Genomic DNA, 14,233 nt, shown 5'->3' with positions numbered 1-14,233 from the left:
GATAGCGTCAAACAATCCCGGTATGCTTAATTTCACTAAAGCGAACGCTTAACTTTATCGACCGTTCCCGGCGGCGTGGGCTGTGTGCTGAGCGGCGGGCGGTGACGAGCAGGTGGTGACGAGCGGGTGGTAACGAGGGCCAGGGTCTGATGAGTCAACGCAAGATAACGCTGATGGGGCAGCTGGGAGACGTCGATCTGCGGCTGCTGCGTATTTTTCGCAAGGTGGTCGAATGCGGCGGCTTCTCCTCGGCGGAGGTCGATCTCAACATCAGCCGGGCCGCCATCAGCATGGCGATGAGCGACCTGGAGGCGCGGCTCTCCATGCGGCTCTGCCAGCGAGGCCGCAGCGGCTTCCAGCTGACCAGCGAGGGGCAGGCGGTCTTCGACGCCACCATGCAACTGCTGGCGGCGGTGGAGGACTTCCGCACCCGCGTCAACGGGCTGCATTCCCAATTGACCGGCGAGCTCAATATCGGCATTACCGACAACCTCGTCACCATGCCCAACATGCATATCACTGAAGCATTGAGAGCCCTCAAGGCCAGGGGCGACAGGGTGCACATCAACATCCGCATGGCGCCTCCCGGCGATATCGAGATGGCGGTTCTCGAAGGCAGCCTGCATACCGGGGCCGTCCCCAGGCTCAAGGCGATCCCCGGCCTCGATTACGTGCCGCTCTACGAGGAGCGGTCGGCACTCTACTGCAGCAGCCGGCATCCTTTGTTTCGGGATCGAACCACCGGGCCCGATCGGATCGCCGAATACGACGCCGTCGTGCCGTCCTACGCCCAGACGCCGGAGATCCGGAAAGCGTACGAAAGCCTCAAGCCGATGGCGTCGGCCACCGACCGGGAAGGCGTCGCCTTTCTGGTGCTGACGGGGAGCTACATCGGCTTCCTGCCGACCCATTTCGCCCAACGCTGGGTAGAACAGGGCGAGATGAAGCAGCTCTGCCCCGACGATTTCGGCTACGAGACGAGCTACTGCCTGATCACCCGCAAGGGTCGCCCGCCCAACCTGGTTCTGGAAAGCTTCTTCGAGGAGCTGGATGACCTGATGGACGAATGGCGCCGCGCCGGACCGGCGTCTGGCTGAGGTTCACGGGCTCGGATTTTCGGGCGTGCCGAAGGCTTCCCAATAGATACCGGCGATCCAGTCCAGAAAGACGCGCACCCTTGGCGAAAGCTGGCGTCGCTGCGGGTAGACCGCGTAGAGCGGGAGCGTCGGCTTTGCCCACCCGGGCAGGATTTCCACCAGCTCGCCGCTGGCCAGATGGGGCGCCAGGCTGAAGCGGGGGAGTTGAATCAGCCCGAAGCCCGCCCGAGCTGCTGCCACGTAGCTTTCGGCATCGTTGACGGTCAGCCAGCCACCGGTAGTAAAGGCCTGCGTTTCGCCATCGACGATCAGATCGAGAGTCCTGTCCGGAGCCTTGAACCCGGAGACAAAGTGAACGCCGTGATGGTCGCGGAGCGAGTCGGGTGTGCACGGTATACCCATGCGTTCCAGGTAGGCCGGGCTCGCACAGATGACCTGCTCGAGTGTCGCCAGCCGCCGTGCGACCAGGCTGGAATCCTCGGGTTCGCCGCTGCGCAACGCGCAATCGATACCTTCGCCGACCAGGTCGACCCGTCGATCTCCCGTCGTGATGATCAGCTCCAGCGCGGGATAGCGCGCATGGAAGGCATCGAGCCGGGGCAGAACGATTCGACTGGCGTGCGTGCCATGCAGTTCGACACGCAATACGCCTCGTGGGTTGTCCGCAACCGGCTGCAGGATGGATTCGGCATCCTCGAGTTCCGCCAGCAGGTGGACACAGCGTTCGTGAAAGGCTTCGCCCTCCGGTGTCGGCCGAACCTGACGTGTGGTTCGCTCCAGCAGCCTCACACCGAGGCGAGTTTCCAGTTGCTGAATCGCCAGCGTCGCCGTGGCGCGGGGAATATCCAGCGCATTGGCCGCGCGCGTGAAACTGCCGCTTTCCACGATCCGCACGAAGAGCGTCATCGAATCGAACCGGTCCATTATTGTTCGCCTGGGATGAATAGTGTTGGCAGATTAGTCGATTTATTCAGCTCATGGAAACGCCAATACTGCCTCTCGCTGGGCTGGTGGAGGCGACGACAAGGCATTGTTCGCCGGGCACTCGCTTCGCACCTGCCGATCCATCGAACTAGACAAGGAGTCGACTCATGACGAGTCCCGAACAGAAAGTCGCGCTGGTTACCGGTGCCTCTCGCGGCATCGGTCGCGCCATCGCTCTGCAACTGGCCGCCGACGGTTTCGCCGTGGTGGTCAACTATGCCGGCAACACCGCGCTGGCCGAGGAGGTCGTGGCGGACGTCGAAGCCAAGGGGGGCCGCGCCCTGGCGGTCCAGGCCGATATCGCCGATGCCGACGCCGTGGCGCGCCTGTTCGAGCAGACGCTGGCGGCCTTCGGCCGGCTCGATGTCGTGGTCAACAACGCCGGCATGATGCAGATGGCGAGGATGACCAGCGACAACGTCGGGATTCTCGACCGGACGCTCGCGATCAACCTGCGCGGCAGCTGGCTGGTGATGACGAAAGCCGCCGAGACCCTGGGCGAAGGCGGTCGCATCATCGCGTTGTCCTCCTCGGTGCTGGGCAAGTCCTTCCCCGGCTACGGCGCCTATATCGCCAGCAAGGCGGGCGTCGAAGGGCTGGTCAAGGTGCTCGCCAACGAGCTTCGGGGTCGCAATATCGCCGTCAATGGCGTGGCGCCCGGCCCGGTGGGGACGGAGCTGTTCTTCGAGGGCAAGAGCGAGGAGCAGATCCAGTCGATCGCCAACCTGGCGCCGTTCGAACGCCTGGGCCAGCCGGAGGAGATCGCCGATGTCGTTTCGTTCCTGGCCGGACCGCAGGGCCGCTGGATCAATGGTCAGATCCTGCGCGCCAATGGCGGCATGGTGTGACGCCCGGCCCCCGGCAAAGGAGATGCCGAGACGCCGCCGGTACGAAACCGGCGGCGCCGGTGGCCTGCTGCCGTGTAGTGATGAGCGTCAGCGCTGCGCGGCCAGCGTCGGCGTCCGGTCGGGCAGGCGGATCAGGAACGCGCCCAGCGCCGACAGGGTCGCCAGCGCGATCACGCCCGGCCAGCCCCACGTGCCGAGCAGCAAGCTTCCCAGTGCCGAACCCGCCGCCATGCCGATGAAGATCAGCGTGAACATCACCGCGTTGAGACGGCTGCGGGCGGCGGGGTCGAGCCCGTAGATCAGGGTCTGGTGGGAGACGAGCGTGGCCTGGATGCCGAAATCGAACCCCAGCGCGCCGATCACGATCAGCCCCAGGGCCAGCGGCGCGGGCAGCCAGGGCTCGGCCGCCATCGCCAGGAAGGAGAGCACCACGATCGCGCTGCCGATGCGGGTGACCTGATGCGGACCGCTGCGATCGGCCATGCGACCGGCGAGCGGAGCGGCAAGTGCACCGGCGGCACCGGCCAGCCCGAACGCGCCGGAGACCGCGCTTCCGAGCTGGTAACTCTCGAGCAGGTGGATCGAAAGGGTCGACCAGAAGGCGCTGAAGGCGACCGAGAGCAGCGCCTGCGCCGTGGCGGCGCGGCGCAGTTCCGGCTGATCGCGCCACAGGTGGTACAGCGTCGCCAGCAGGGCGCGATAGCTGAGCCGCGAGGTCGGTTCGAACCGGGGCAGGCCGCGCCACAGCGCCACGCTGATGAGCATGATCAGCCCCATGGCGATGAGGAACATGGCGCGCCAGCCGAACGCTTCGGCGACCAGGCCGCTGACGACACGCGACAGCAGAATGCCCAGCAGCAGGCCGGTCATGACGGTGCCGACGACCTTGCCGCGCTCGCGATCGGCGGCCAGCACGGCGGCGGCGGGCACGATGTCTTGCGCGATGGTCGCGGTCAGGCCGACGGCGAGGCTCGCGACCAGCAGGGTGGCGATCGACGGCGCCAGCGCGGTCGCCAGCAGTGCCAGGGCCAGCAGAATGGCCTTGATCACGATCAGACGGCGGCGATCCACCCGGTCGCCCAGCGGGATCAGCAGCAGAATGCCCAGCGCGTAGCCGAGCTGGGTCAGCGTCGGGATCAGGCCGGCCGTGCGGGCATCGATGTCGATATCCGCCGCCAGAATGCCGAGCAGCGGTTGCACGTAGTAGAGCGAGGCGACGCTGAGCCCGGCGCTGGTCGCCAGCAGTAGTATCAGCCGGCGGGGGAGGGCGGGCGGCGCCGTCGCGTTCGAAGCGCGGTTCATGACGAGTTCCTGATGCGGTTTTGGGATGTCGTGCATTCTGATGGTGTATGACCATCGCGTGTAGTAGCGTGATTCGCACAACGCCTATGCACAGGATGAATGACACGCCATGGATGACGCCCGCTTTGGCTCCGCCGATCGCCTCGAACTGTTGCAGACCTTCATGCGTATCGTCGAAACCGGCAGTCTGTCCGCCGCCGCCCAGCGCCTGGACGTGAGCCAGCCCACCGTCAGCCGGCGACTCAAGGCGCTGGAGAGCATGCTGGGGCTGCGGCTGGTGCAACGCTCGACCCATCGTCTCAGCCTGACCGATGACGGCGAGCGCTGCTTTCGCCATGCCCAGGGCGTGTGCGAGCGCTGGGACTCGATGGCACAGGATCTCCAGGGGTTGACCGAGACACCGCGCGGCAGGCTGCGGGTGCTGGTGCCGCATGCCTTCGGCCAGGAGCAGCTGCTGGAACTGCTGGAATCCTATCTTCGAGACTGCCCGGAGGTCAGTGTCGAGTGGCTGCTGCACGATCGCTATCCGGACTTCATCGCCGAAGGTATCGACTGCGTGATTCGTGTCGGCAAGGTAGAGGACCCGGCGGTCGTCGCCGTGCCCGTAGCGGAGGTGCCGCGTATCGTGGTGGCCGCGCCGGAGGTCGTCGCCGGGATCGAGATCGACGATATCGATGCCGTGGCTTCGCTACCCTGGCTGGCGCTGCGCACCTTCTACCGCGATCGCGTCTCGCTGACGCACGCCGTCGACGGTCGCGAACAGCACTTCGCCATAACCCCGCGGGTAAGTACCGACAATCTGGCAGCCATCCGTCGGCTCGCGGTTTCGGGCTTCGGCGCCGCCATCGTCTCGGCCTGGCGGGTTGCCGACGATCTGGAAGAGAAGCGTCTGGTCCAGCTGGTGCCGAGCTGGTATCCGTCGCCGCTGCCGGTCTATCTGGTCTATCCCTACGCCGAGGACTACCCGCCGCGCCTGCGTCGCTTCATCGAGCTGATGCGCGAGCAGGCCCCCGGCATGTCGGGCATGACGATGCGCCGGGAGAGCCCGCCCGCCGCCCGGTGAAGTACCGCTAGCCGGTGGATGCCTGACGCCGCCTTTCGTGCAGGATCAGCCTTGTGGCCACGGCCGCCGCGATCAGGCCGGAGGCGGCGGCCACCATCATCGCCCAGCGCGGCCCGGCATGGTCGGCCAGCCAGCCGACGATCGGGGCGCCGAGCGGTGTGCCTCCCATGATCACCGCCATGCGCAGCGCCATCACGCGGCCGCGCATGGCGGGATCGGTGGTCAACTGCATCAGCGCGTTGGACGCCGTGTTGAAGGTCAGCGCCGAGAACCCGGTCATCGTCAGCATCGCGGCGAACACGATGACGTTGGGCGCGACGCCGGCCAGCGTGCAGAAGACGCCGAAGGCGAGCGTCGATACCGCCAGCAGCGGCAGGTTGGGTCGTTCGCGACGGGCGGCCATGAGCGCGCCGCCCACCGAGCCGACCGCCAGTGCCGAGGTCAGAAGGCCATACTGGTCGGCGCCGCCGTGAAAGACGGTGACCGACATGGTGGAAATGTAGATCGGGAAGTTGAAACCGAAGGTGCCGATCAGAAACAGCATGACCATCATCGCTTTCAGATCGGGGCGTCTCCACACGTAGCGAAAGCCTTCCAGAAGGCCGCCGGCGCGCCGGCCCGACCTGAGCGACGTATAGAGCTGATCGGTCCTCAGCAGGAACAGCGAACCGAGCACTGCCGCGAAGGAGACCGCGTTGACGAGAAATACCCAGCCGGTGCCGATGGCGGCGATCAGCACGCCGGCTACCGCCGGGCCGATCATCCGCGCGCTGTTGAACGAGGTCGAGTTGAGGGCGACGGCATTGGCGAGATAGCGCTCGCCGACCAGATCGTTGACGAACACCTGGCGGGCGGGGCCGTCGAAGGCAGTCACGCAGCCGAGTCCGAGCGCGAACGCATAGACCTGCCACAGCGTCACCACGCCGGTCACCGTGACCAGGCCGAGCCCCAGCGCCAGCAGGCCCAGCAGCGCCTGGGTCAGCATGATCAGCCGGCGGCGGTCGAAGCGATCCGCCGCGTAGCCGGTGAACGGCAACAGCACCAGCTGCGGGCCGAACTGCAGCGCCATGGTGATGCCCACGGCGCTGGCATTGTGGTCGGTGAGAATGGTCAACACCAGCCAGTCCTGGGCGACGCGCTGCATCCAGGTGCCGATATTGGAGACCAGCGCGCCGATGGCCCAGACCCGATAGTTGTAGAGTCGCAGCGAGCGGAAGAGGCGGGTATCGCTCATGACGCGCGGCATGGCCCGCGGCGGGGCACGACTATCGTGGGCAAGGTCGTTATCGAGACCGTCGTCGTGAAGACAGTCGTTGTCGAGACCGTCGTTGTAAAGACAGTCATTGTCGAGATTGTCGTTGCGAAGACAGGCGTTGTGGGAAAAATCGTCGTCATGCGAAGTTCGAAGGTTCCTTGTCCATGAAGCCGAAGCCGGCCGGGGTCCCTGGCCGGTGTCGCCCGCCGTCACGGGCGAGAGCTGTTCTCTAGTGTAGCGCGTCGACCTGCGAGGAGGGCGAGAAGGACGGCTCTAGAAGGGCGGTGCGCGATGCTCACGCTGGCGTTTGCCCGACTCGGTCCACCAGGCCAGGTCGTCGGCAAACCGGCCGAAAGCACGCTCGAAGGAGGCACCGGCATCGCCGAGAGGCGTGCCACTTTCATCCAGCGTCTTGCCGATCTGCCCGACGGCGACCGTGCTGGAGATCACCACCATGCCCATTTCGGCCAGCGTGCCGCGCCAGGCCATGTTGGCGTGGGCGCCACCGAGGCGGCCGGCGGAGTAGCTGACGATCCCGGCCGGCCGCCAGAACCACTCTTCCAGGAAGTGGTCGGTCAGGTTCTTGAGCCCCGGTTGCATGCCCCAGTTGTATTCGCCGGTGACGAAGACGAAGCCGTCCGCCTCGCGGATCTTGCCGGCCAGGGCTTCCATCGCCTCCGGCGCCTCGCCCTCGGGATACTCCTTGTACATGCGATCCAGCATGGGAAGATCGATTGCCCTGGCATCGATCAGTTCGGCGTCGATGCCGCGGGCAGCGAGCGTACGCACCGCATAGTCGGCGAGCCGGATACCGGCGCGGTCGGATCGGTAGGAACCGTAGAACACCAGGATGCGATCGGTCATGGGAAGCTCCTTGAAGCAGACAACGGCATTGACGGATTCCGTCAGATTAGGCTCTGAATGAAAAGTCGGCGAGCGATGGTGGCTGCATCCGGACATCGCCTTCGGCGGAATCGGATGACAGCGGCCGAGAGGTTGGTTTTTGCTCGAGGGGTCGCAAGATAATCCTTAACACGCTACCTTCCCTGGTAACCCTTACGACTCGCCATGCGTTTTTTCGTCATACGGTGCCGAGTCTTCATCGAGAGGAAAACTTCATGAGCCAGCAAAACGAGTACGTTCCGCCGAAAGTCTGGACGCCCAATAAGGAGAGCGGCGGAAAGTTCGCCAGCATCAACCGTCCTGTCGCCGGGCCGACCCACGACAAGGCGCTGCCGGTCGGCAAGCATCCGTTCCAGCTCTACTCGCTGGCCACGCCCAACGGGGTCAAGGCCGGGGTCATGTTCGAGGAGCTGCTGGCGCTGGGCAAGGACGCCGAGTACGACGCCTGGCTGATCAATATCGGCGACGGCGATCAGTTCGGCAGCGGCTTCGTCGAGGTCAACCCGAATTCCAAGATTCCGGCGCTGATGGATTACAGCGGCGACAAGCCGGTTCGCGTGTTCGAGTCCGGCTCGATCCTGCTGCATCTGGCCGAGAAGTTCGGGGCCTTCCTGCCGACCGATCCGGCCAAGCGGGTCGAGACCATGAACTGGCTGTTCTGGCAGATGGGCAGCGCACCGTATCTGGGGGGCGGCTTCGGCCACTTCTATGCGTATGCGCCGGAGAAGATCGAATACGCCATCGATCGCTTCACCATGGAAGCCAAGCGGCAGCTCGACGTGCTCGACCGGCGGCTGGCCGAATCACGCTACCTGGCGGGCGACGAGTACACCATCGCCGACATCGCCACCTGGTCCTGGTATGGGCAACTGGTGCTGGGACGGCTGTACGATGCCGCGGAGTTCCTGGACGTGGAAAGCTACGAGAACGTCCAGCGCTGGGCCAGGGAGATCGACGCCCGCCCGGCCGTGCAGCGTGGCCGCATGGTCAACCGCACCTTCGGCGAGCCGGAAACCCAGCTTCACGAACGCCACGACGCCAGCGACTTCGAAACACGAACGCAGGACAAGATCGGCGGCTGATATCGCGCATTTGCCGCCCGGAGCCCGGCTACGTGCCGGGCTTTTTGCGTTAGGCTTTAGCTTTGGTCATGAGCTTTATCTTTGGTCATGAAGAGAAGATCCGGCAGAGCCATGACGCCTACTGTTTGCGATAGGGCATATCCATGAAAACGCTATTTCGAGGCTACCTCGACGCTTCGCTAATCCTGCGCGTGACCATCGCGCTGGTTCTCGGCGTGGTGGTCGGATTGATCGGTGGTGAGACGGTCGCGGGCTGGCTGGCGCCGTTCGGCGATCTGCTGCTGCGATTGCTGCAGTTTCTGATCGTGCCGATCGTGCTGTTCACCTTGATCGTGGGCATCAATCAGGCCGATCTCGGCCGCATGGGACGCATCGGTGGCAAGGTGTTTGGTTATTACGTGGCGACCTCGGCCATGGCGATCGTGGTCGGGCTGGCGGTGGCGTCGCTGTTCTCGCCGGGCAGCGGCATGACGCTGGACGACGGCGCCAGTGTCGACGTGCCGGAAAACCCGGGCCTCGTCAGCGTGCTGTTGAGCATCGTACCGGACAATATCGTCGGCGCGCTCGCCGAACCCAACCTGCTGGGGATCATCTTTACCGCTTTCGTGTTCGGCATCGCGCTGCTGAAGATGCGCCACAGCGAGGGCCAGGGCGAGCTGGGCGAGAAGCTCTACGGCGTCATCGAAGGCTTGAACGCGGTGACCATGAAGGTGATGGCGGGCGTGCTGCAGTACGTGCCCATCGGGGTGTTCGCCATCGTCGCGGGAACCGTGGCCAGACAGGGCATGGATACCATTCTGTCGTTGGGCACCATGGTGATCGTGCTCTATCTCGCGCTGGCCATGCATCTGGTTCTCTATTGCGTATTGATGAAGGCGTTCGGGGTGCGCTTGAAGGCGTTCTTCCGTGAGGCGCGCACGCCGATGGCAACGGCCTTCGCGACCCAGAGCAGTACCGGCACGTTGCCGCTGACGCTGAACGCGGCACAGCGGTTGGGTATTTCTCGGAGTCTTTACGGCTTCAGCCTGCCGCTCGGCGCGACGATCAACATGGACGGCGCGGCAATCCGGATCGCGATCTCGGCGGTATTCGCGGCCAACGTGGTCGGCATGCCGCTGGATTTCATGACCATGGTCGAAATCGTGCTGATCGGCACATTGACCTCCATCGGCACGGCGGGCGTGCCCGGTGCCGGTATCGTGATGATCGCGACGGTCTTCGCTCAGGTCGGGCTGCCGATCGAAACCGTGGCGCTGCTGACCTCGATCGACGCGCTGGTCGGCATGGGCTGTACCGCGCTCAACGTCACCGGCGACCTGACGGGAACCGCCGTGATTGCCCGGAGCGAGGGCGAAGCCGAGCGGACAGCGTCGCAACCGGGCGAAGGCTCGTCGGCCTGATATCGGTTGCAGAGACGGGTCGCAGGGCTCGATTTCAGGAACCGGTTACAGGTCCGATTGTAGAGACCGATTTCAAGGGCCGATTGCAGAGATTATGGAATGTATTCCGAGACACACACGAACTATCTGATCATCGGTGGCGGCAGCATGGGGCTGGCGGCGGCGGATTACCTGGCCGCCCATTCCGGCACCGGTGGCCAGCACGTGGCGAGGGTGCTCGATGCTCATCGCCCGCCCCACGATCAGGGGGCGCATCACGGTGAAACCCGGTTGATTCGCCTGGCCTACGGCGAGGGCGGCGGCTATGTCTCGCTGGCTCTGCGTGCGCTGGAGCGCTGGCGCGAGCTCGAACGGGAAACGGGCGAATCGTTGTTTCTGCCCACCGGCGTGCTCAATCTCGGCCCGGCTTCGGCGCCGTTCATCCAGCAGGTCGAAGCCAGTGCGCGGCAGTACGGTCTGCCGCTGGAGGGCATGGATGGCTCGGCGGCATCCGAGCGCTGGCCGGGATGGCAACTCGATACCTCGATGCGTGGCGGTTTCGAGTCGCGCGCCGGTGTGCTGCGGGTCGAGCGGATCATCGAGTGCTGGCGGCAGCGAGTCGAACGAAGTGCCAACGTGACGCTGACGTCGGGCGCTCGTGTCGTGCGCCTGGAACCTCTGGAGCAGGGCGGTTATGCGGCGACCTGTGCTGACGGGCGGCGATTCAGCGCCGACAGATTGCTGGTCTCCGCGGGGCAGCACGTAGCGCCGCTTTTGGCCGAGCTCGGGATCGAACTGCCACTGACGCGGGTGCGCAAGACGTTCGCCTGGTTCGAGGCCGACGAACGCTATGCGCCGGAGCGCTTCCCCGGCTTCAGCCTGACCGACGACGAGCTCGGCATCTACTATGGCTTCCCGGACATCGAGGGTGCCGGGTTCAAGATCGGCCGCCACGACAGCGGCCAGGTTCTGGCGCCGGGCGAGCCGATGGCGCCGTTTGGCGAATATCCGGAGGATATCGCCGAGCTCCAGCAGGTGATCGACCGCTATCTGCCGGGCGTCGGTACGTTGCGTCATGGCGCTGTCTGCCAATATATCCGCACCCCGGACGAGCATTTTCTGATCGATGAGCTGCTCCCCGGCCTGATCGTCGCCGGCGGCTTCTCCGGCCACGGCTTCAAGTTCGCCAGCGCCATGGGGGAGTCGCTGGGCCGATGGCTGACGAGCGGTCGCGCTGCGCCGGAGCTGGCAGGGTTCGGGATGAGCAGGCTATCGGGGCGCGACAGCCAGGGCCCGCTGTCGTAGTCGTTCGTTCTGAAGCGCCGAGGCCTCGAGCGATGATGGATTTCGCGTACACTGGCGGGCTTCACGAGCAAGTGGTGGCACCATGTCCTTCATTCCTTTTTCCGCGCTGGCCTGTCCGCTGGACGGGGACCCGCTGCATCGCCAGGGCCAGACGTGGCGCTGCGCGGCCGGTCACAGTTTCGATATCGCGCGGCAGGGCTATACACACCTGCTGCCCGTCCAGCACAAGCGTTCCCGCGATCCGGGGGACAGCAAGGCGATGGTGGCGGCACGCCAGCGCTTTCTGAATGCGGGCCATTACCAGCCCCTCGCCGAGGCGGTATCGCGTCTTGCCCTGGCGGAACGACCCGCCGGCGACGCGTTTCGCTGCCTGGATGCCGGCTGCGGCGAGGGGTATTACCTGCGTCGGCTGGCGGCGAGCGCCCCCGATGCCGTCTTGTCGCTGTTGGGCCTGGATATCTCCAAGTGGGCGGTGCTGTCTGCTGCCAAGCAAGAGCGAGCGATATTGTCTGCTGCCAGGCAGGACAAAGACGCCGAGACGCTGGAAAACGCAGCCGGTCGACAAGTTTCGACACATGGGCGAGAAGAGCGTGCCAGTTGGGTGGTGGGCAGCAACGCCAATCTGCCGATACAGGATGGTTCGCTGGACTGCGTGCTGTGTCTGTTCGGCTTCCCGGTCTATCCGGAATTCGTTCGCGTGCTCGAGCCGGGTGGGGTGCTGATCCAGGCCGATGCCGGGCCGGACCATCTTCGCGAGTTGCGCGAGATCATCTACCCCAGCCTGAAACCGGAGCGCGAGCGATCGGCAACGGTGCCCGAGGGGCTGGTGCAGCAAGACGTGGAGACGATCCGTTATTCGTTGGCGCTGGAGGAGCCGCAGGCCATTGCCGATTTGTTGGCGATGACGCCGCACCTCTACCGCGTCAGTGCCGAAGGCCGGGCCAGGGCGGAGGCGCTGGAAGCGCTTACCGTGACCGTCGATGTGCGCTTGACGCGGTTCGCGCGAGGGGCTGGTAGCCGGGAGACCACACCGTCGGGAGTCGATTCTGCGCACACCTGATCCGGCCATTCAGGAGTGGTTCAGTGTCGCCGTTGGTAATTCTCCGCCCATTGAAGAGCCTCGTCGAAAGGTAGGGCGGGGCTGTAGTAGAAGCCCTGCCCTATGTCGCAGCCGAGATCCTTGAGATGCGCCTCGATCGAGCCATTCTCTACCCCCTCCGCAATGGACTGCCGATTGAAGCTCTTCGACAGACCGATGATCGCCGCGACAATGGCTTCGTCCTCGGGGTTGTCGAGCATTCCCATCACGAAGGAGCGGTCGATCTTGACCTTCTGGGTGGGGAAGGTGCGTAGGTAACTCAGCGACGATTGACCGGTGCCGAAATCATCCAGCGATAGCTGCAGGCCGAGCCGGAGGCAAGTCTGGATATTGGCGGCAATGGCTTCCATGTCTTCCTGCGGCGAGGTGCTTTCCAGGATTTCCAGCGTGAGCCGCTCCACGAAATTCCTATCGTGGTGCGAGAGGGTGCGGTGCAAATGGTCGACAAAGCCGCTATCCAGAAAACTGGATGGGTTGACGTTGACACTGACCGAATAGGGCAGGCCACGCCGCATGATCTCTTCGATAGCCGTCACTGCCTTGTCGATGACGTATTTGCCTATCTCGATGTCGAGCCAGGTGTGCTCTATCTGCGGGAGAAAGCAGCCCGGCGGCAGAATCTTGCCCGAGGGCAGGCGCCAGCGCAGCAACCCTTCGAATGCCGTCACCGTGTCGAAATGGTAGTCGATCTTCGGTTGATAGAAGAGTTCCAGCTGTTGCTGCGACAGCGCCAGACGGACCTTGCGGGCGGTGGCCAGGCGCTCGCGACGAAAGTGATGAAGTTTGAGATCGAAATAGCAGTACCCGTTCTTGCCCGACTCCTTGGCCGAGTACATGGCCTGGTAGGCATGGTGTAGCAACGCGTCCGCATCCGCTTCGTCATCGGGGTAGCAGGTAATGCCCATGCTGGCGGTAAGGCTATGAACGTGCTCCTCTGTCTGGACGGGCATACGGATCTGATCGAGAATGCGTTGACTGATCGCTGGCTTCAGCACGTCGCGCAGAATGATGGCGAATTCGTCCCCTCCCAGATACGTCACCACGTCCTTGCGACGCACGGCATCGCGCAGGCGTTCGGCGATGACCTGCAGCACGGCGTTACCGGCGGCGTTGCCGTGCGATTCGTTGATGCTCTTGAACCCGTCCAGATTGATCAGACAGACCGAAAGGTTGCCCTGGGATTGCCTGGCAAGTGCCAGCTCTTCTTTCATCAGCTTCTGGAGCAGACCCCGATCGGGCAGGCCGGTCAGGGTGTCGATCTGATCGGGCGTCAGCCCTGGCGGACGTTGGGTCAGCAGGTAACGGCCGATCTCGTCCTCGATCTGGTGGGCAAGGACATGAAGCATCTCGAAATCCAGCGTCCGAGCCGGAATCGGCGACGTATGCAGGAGACAGAGCGTACCTATGCAGGATCCCTCGATGTCGCGCACGGGCACGCCGGCATAGAAGCGCCAATGGGGCGATCCGACGACCTGGGGATGGCTGGCGAACTCGGGATGAAGCGAGGCATCCTCGATGACGAAAAGTTCGTTGTGGCGCAGGGTGTGATGGTTGGGCGACAGGGCATTCGGGATATCGGTCGATACCGACCCGTCGCTGTTCCTGCACCATTGCTGATCGCTACCCACCAGGGTGAAACAGGCATCCGTTACCTTGTAATGCTGCCTGGCGATCCAGCGTACCCGGTCGAGCCGTTCTTCGGTCAGTGCGTCGATTTGTCTTGTTTGGTCCATGACGTCTTGGCGCCATGTTTCGTAGCAATCCAGGTTCACGGCGTGGCACCTCATCAAAGCCTTTTACCTCGCCCCATCCCTGTGGCATTCAACGAGCATTTTCTAGTGAGACTGCGACCCAACGGCTACTATCGACTCCAAAATTCGATAGGGGGTTGAATTAATAATTCAATACAAATTTGA

At 64.2% G+C, this 14,233-nt stretch carries 12 protein-coding genes; 7 read left to right on the top strand and 5 right to left on the bottom strand.

Annotated elements, in window-relative coordinates; translation table 11 throughout:
- Positions 1 to 149 precede the first annotated feature (149 nt).
- Complete coding sequence (locus tag DOM32_RS00515; protein WP_110630261.1) at positions 150 to 1,097, top strand: LysR family transcriptional regulator; 948 nt, start codon at positions 150 to 152, stop codon at positions 1,095 to 1,097.
- 3 nt (positions 1,098 to 1,100) lie between these two features.
- Here the strand turns inward: DOM32_RS00515 and DOM32_RS00510 are convergent, their stop codons facing one another.
- Positions 1,101 to 2,021 carry a LysR family transcriptional regulator gene (locus tag DOM32_RS00510; RefSeq protein WP_110630259.1) on the bottom strand — a complete coding sequence of 307 codons (921 nt, stop codon included), beginning with the start codon at positions 2,019 to 2,021 and terminating at the stop codon, positions 1,101 to 1,103.
- A 167-nt stretch (positions 2,022 to 2,188) separates the two neighbouring features.
- On the opposite strand from DOM32_RS00510, the gene DOM32_RS00505 reads away from it, so the two are divergent.
- Positions 2,189 to 2,929, top strand: coding sequence for an SDR family oxidoreductase (locus tag DOM32_RS00505; protein WP_110630257.1), 741 nt, complete (start codon positions 2,189 to 2,191; stop codon positions 2,927 to 2,929).
- Positions 2,930 to 3,016: 87 nt separating this feature from the next.
- Here the strand turns inward: DOM32_RS00505 and DOM32_RS00500 are convergent, their stop codons facing one another.
- On the bottom strand, positions 3,017 to 4,231 hold the full coding sequence (locus DOM32_RS00500) for an MFS transporter (protein ID WP_110630255.1): 1,215 nt from the start codon (positions 4,229 to 4,231) through the stop codon (positions 3,017 to 3,019).
- Between the two features lie 109 nt (positions 4,232 to 4,340).
- On the opposite strand from DOM32_RS00500, the gene DOM32_RS00495 reads away from it, so the two are divergent.
- Positions 4,341 to 5,294: a LysR family transcriptional regulator gene (locus DOM32_RS00495; protein ID WP_071229861.1), complete on the top strand. Its 954-nt coding sequence runs from the start codon at positions 4,341 to 4,343 to the stop codon at positions 5,292 to 5,294.
- A 7-nt stretch (positions 5,295 to 5,301) separates the two neighbouring features.
- Here DOM32_RS00495 and DOM32_RS00490 read toward each other — a convergent pair whose 3' ends face one another.
- Both DOM32_RS00490 and DOM32_RS00485 read right to left on the bottom strand, forming a co-directional pair.
- Complete coding sequence (locus DOM32_RS00490) at positions 5,302 to 6,528, bottom strand: MFS transporter (protein WP_110630480.1); 1,227 nt, start codon at positions 6,526 to 6,528, stop codon at positions 5,302 to 5,304.
- A 294-nt stretch (positions 6,529 to 6,822) separates the two neighbouring features.
- Positions 6,823 to 7,413, bottom strand: coding sequence for an NADPH-dependent FMN reductase (locus DOM32_RS00485; RefSeq protein WP_110630253.1), 591 nt, complete (start codon positions 7,411 to 7,413; stop codon positions 6,823 to 6,825).
- A 254-nt stretch (positions 7,414 to 7,667) separates the two neighbouring features.
- Between DOM32_RS00485 and yghU the strand changes: the two genes are divergently transcribed.
- From yghU to DOM32_RS00465, 4 genes are all read left to right on the top strand, one after another.
- The gene (gene yghU, locus DOM32_RS00480) at positions 7,668 to 8,534 is read left to right on the top strand and encodes a glutathione-dependent disulfide-bond oxidoreductase (protein WP_110630251.1); all 867 of its coding nucleotides are present in this window, start codon (positions 7,668 to 7,670) and stop codon (positions 8,532 to 8,534) included.
- A 143-nt stretch (positions 8,535 to 8,677) separates the two neighbouring features.
- Entirely contained in the window at positions 8,678 to 9,934 is a 1,257-nt protein-coding gene (locus tag DOM32_RS00475; protein WP_110630250.1) for a dicarboxylate/amino acid:cation symporter, read from the top strand.
- A 99-nt stretch (positions 9,935 to 10,033) separates the two neighbouring features.
- Positions 10,034 to 11,218, top strand: a complete 1,185-nt coding sequence (gene solA, locus DOM32_RS00470) for an N-methyl-L-tryptophan oxidase (protein WP_110630248.1) — start codon at positions 10,034 to 10,036, stop codon at positions 11,216 to 11,218.
- A gap of 82 nt (positions 11,219 to 11,300) precedes the next feature.
- Positions 11,301 to 12,278: a putative RNA methyltransferase gene (locus tag DOM32_RS00465; RefSeq protein WP_110630246.1), complete on the top strand. Its 978-nt coding sequence runs from the start codon at positions 11,301 to 11,303 to the stop codon at positions 12,276 to 12,278.
- A 20-nt stretch (positions 12,279 to 12,298) separates the two neighbouring features.
- Here DOM32_RS00465 and DOM32_RS00460 read toward each other — a convergent pair whose 3' ends face one another.
- Positions 12,299 to 14,050: a sensor domain-containing phosphodiesterase gene (locus DOM32_RS00460; protein WP_167400632.1), complete on the bottom strand. Its 1,752-nt coding sequence runs from the start codon at positions 14,048 to 14,050 to the stop codon at positions 12,299 to 12,301.
- Between the last annotated feature and the right edge of the window lie 183 nt (positions 14,051 to 14,233).

Origin of the sequence: Salinicola salarius, from assembly GCF_003206135.1 — a bacterium.
In the GTDB taxonomy this organism is placed as follows: domain Bacteria; phylum Pseudomonadota; class Gammaproteobacteria; order Pseudomonadales; family Halomonadaceae; genus Salinicola; species Salinicola salarius.
The sequence above is the reverse complement of the archived record's forward strand: the minus strand, read 5'-3'. Positions and strand labels throughout refer to the sequence as shown.

Bases quoted from the DNA above. Each gene is read 5' to 3' on its own strand.
- DOM32_RS00515 (WP_110630261.1), top strand. From the start codon at position 150: ATGAGTCAACGCAAGATAACGCTGATGGGGCAGCTGGGAGACGTCGAT.
- solA (WP_110630248.1), top strand. From the start codon at position 10,034: ATGTATTCCGAGACACACACGAACTATCTGATCATCGGTGGCGGCAGC.
- DOM32_RS00460 (WP_167400632.1), bottom strand. From the start codon at position 14,050: ATGGACCAAACAAGACAAATCGACGCACTGACCGAAGAACGGCTCGAC.
- DOM32_RS00465 (WP_110630246.1), top strand. From the start codon at position 11,301: ATGTCCTTCATTCCTTTTTCCGCGCTGGCCTGTCCGCTGGACGGGGAC.
- DOM32_RS00475 (WP_110630250.1), top strand. From the start codon at position 8,678: ATGAAAACGCTATTTCGAGGCTACCTCGACGCTTCGCTAATCCTGCGC.
- DOM32_RS00505 (WP_110630257.1), top strand. From the start codon at position 2,189: ATGACGAGTCCCGAACAGAAAGTCGCGCTGGTTACCGGTGCCTCTCGC.
- DOM32_RS00490 (WP_110630480.1), bottom strand. From the start codon at position 6,528: ATGAGCGATACCCGCCTCTTCCGCTCGCTGCGACTCTACAACTATCGG.
- DOM32_RS00500 (WP_110630255.1), bottom strand. From the start codon at position 4,231: ATGAACCGCGCTTCGAACGCGACGGCGCCGCCCGCCCTCCCCCGCCGG.
- DOM32_RS00495 (WP_071229861.1), top strand. From the start codon at position 4,341: ATGGATGACGCCCGCTTTGGCTCCGCCGATCGCCTCGAACTGTTGCAG.
- DOM32_RS00510 (WP_110630259.1), bottom strand. From the start codon at position 2,021: ATGGACCGGTTCGATTCGATGACGCTCTTCGTGCGGATCGTGGAAAGC.
- yghU (WP_110630251.1), top strand. From the start codon at position 7,668: ATGAGCCAGCAAAACGAGTACGTTCCGCCGAAAGTCTGGACGCCCAAT.
- DOM32_RS00485 (WP_110630253.1), bottom strand. From the start codon at position 7,413: ATGACCGATCGCATCCTGGTGTTCTACGGTTCCTACCGATCCGACCGC.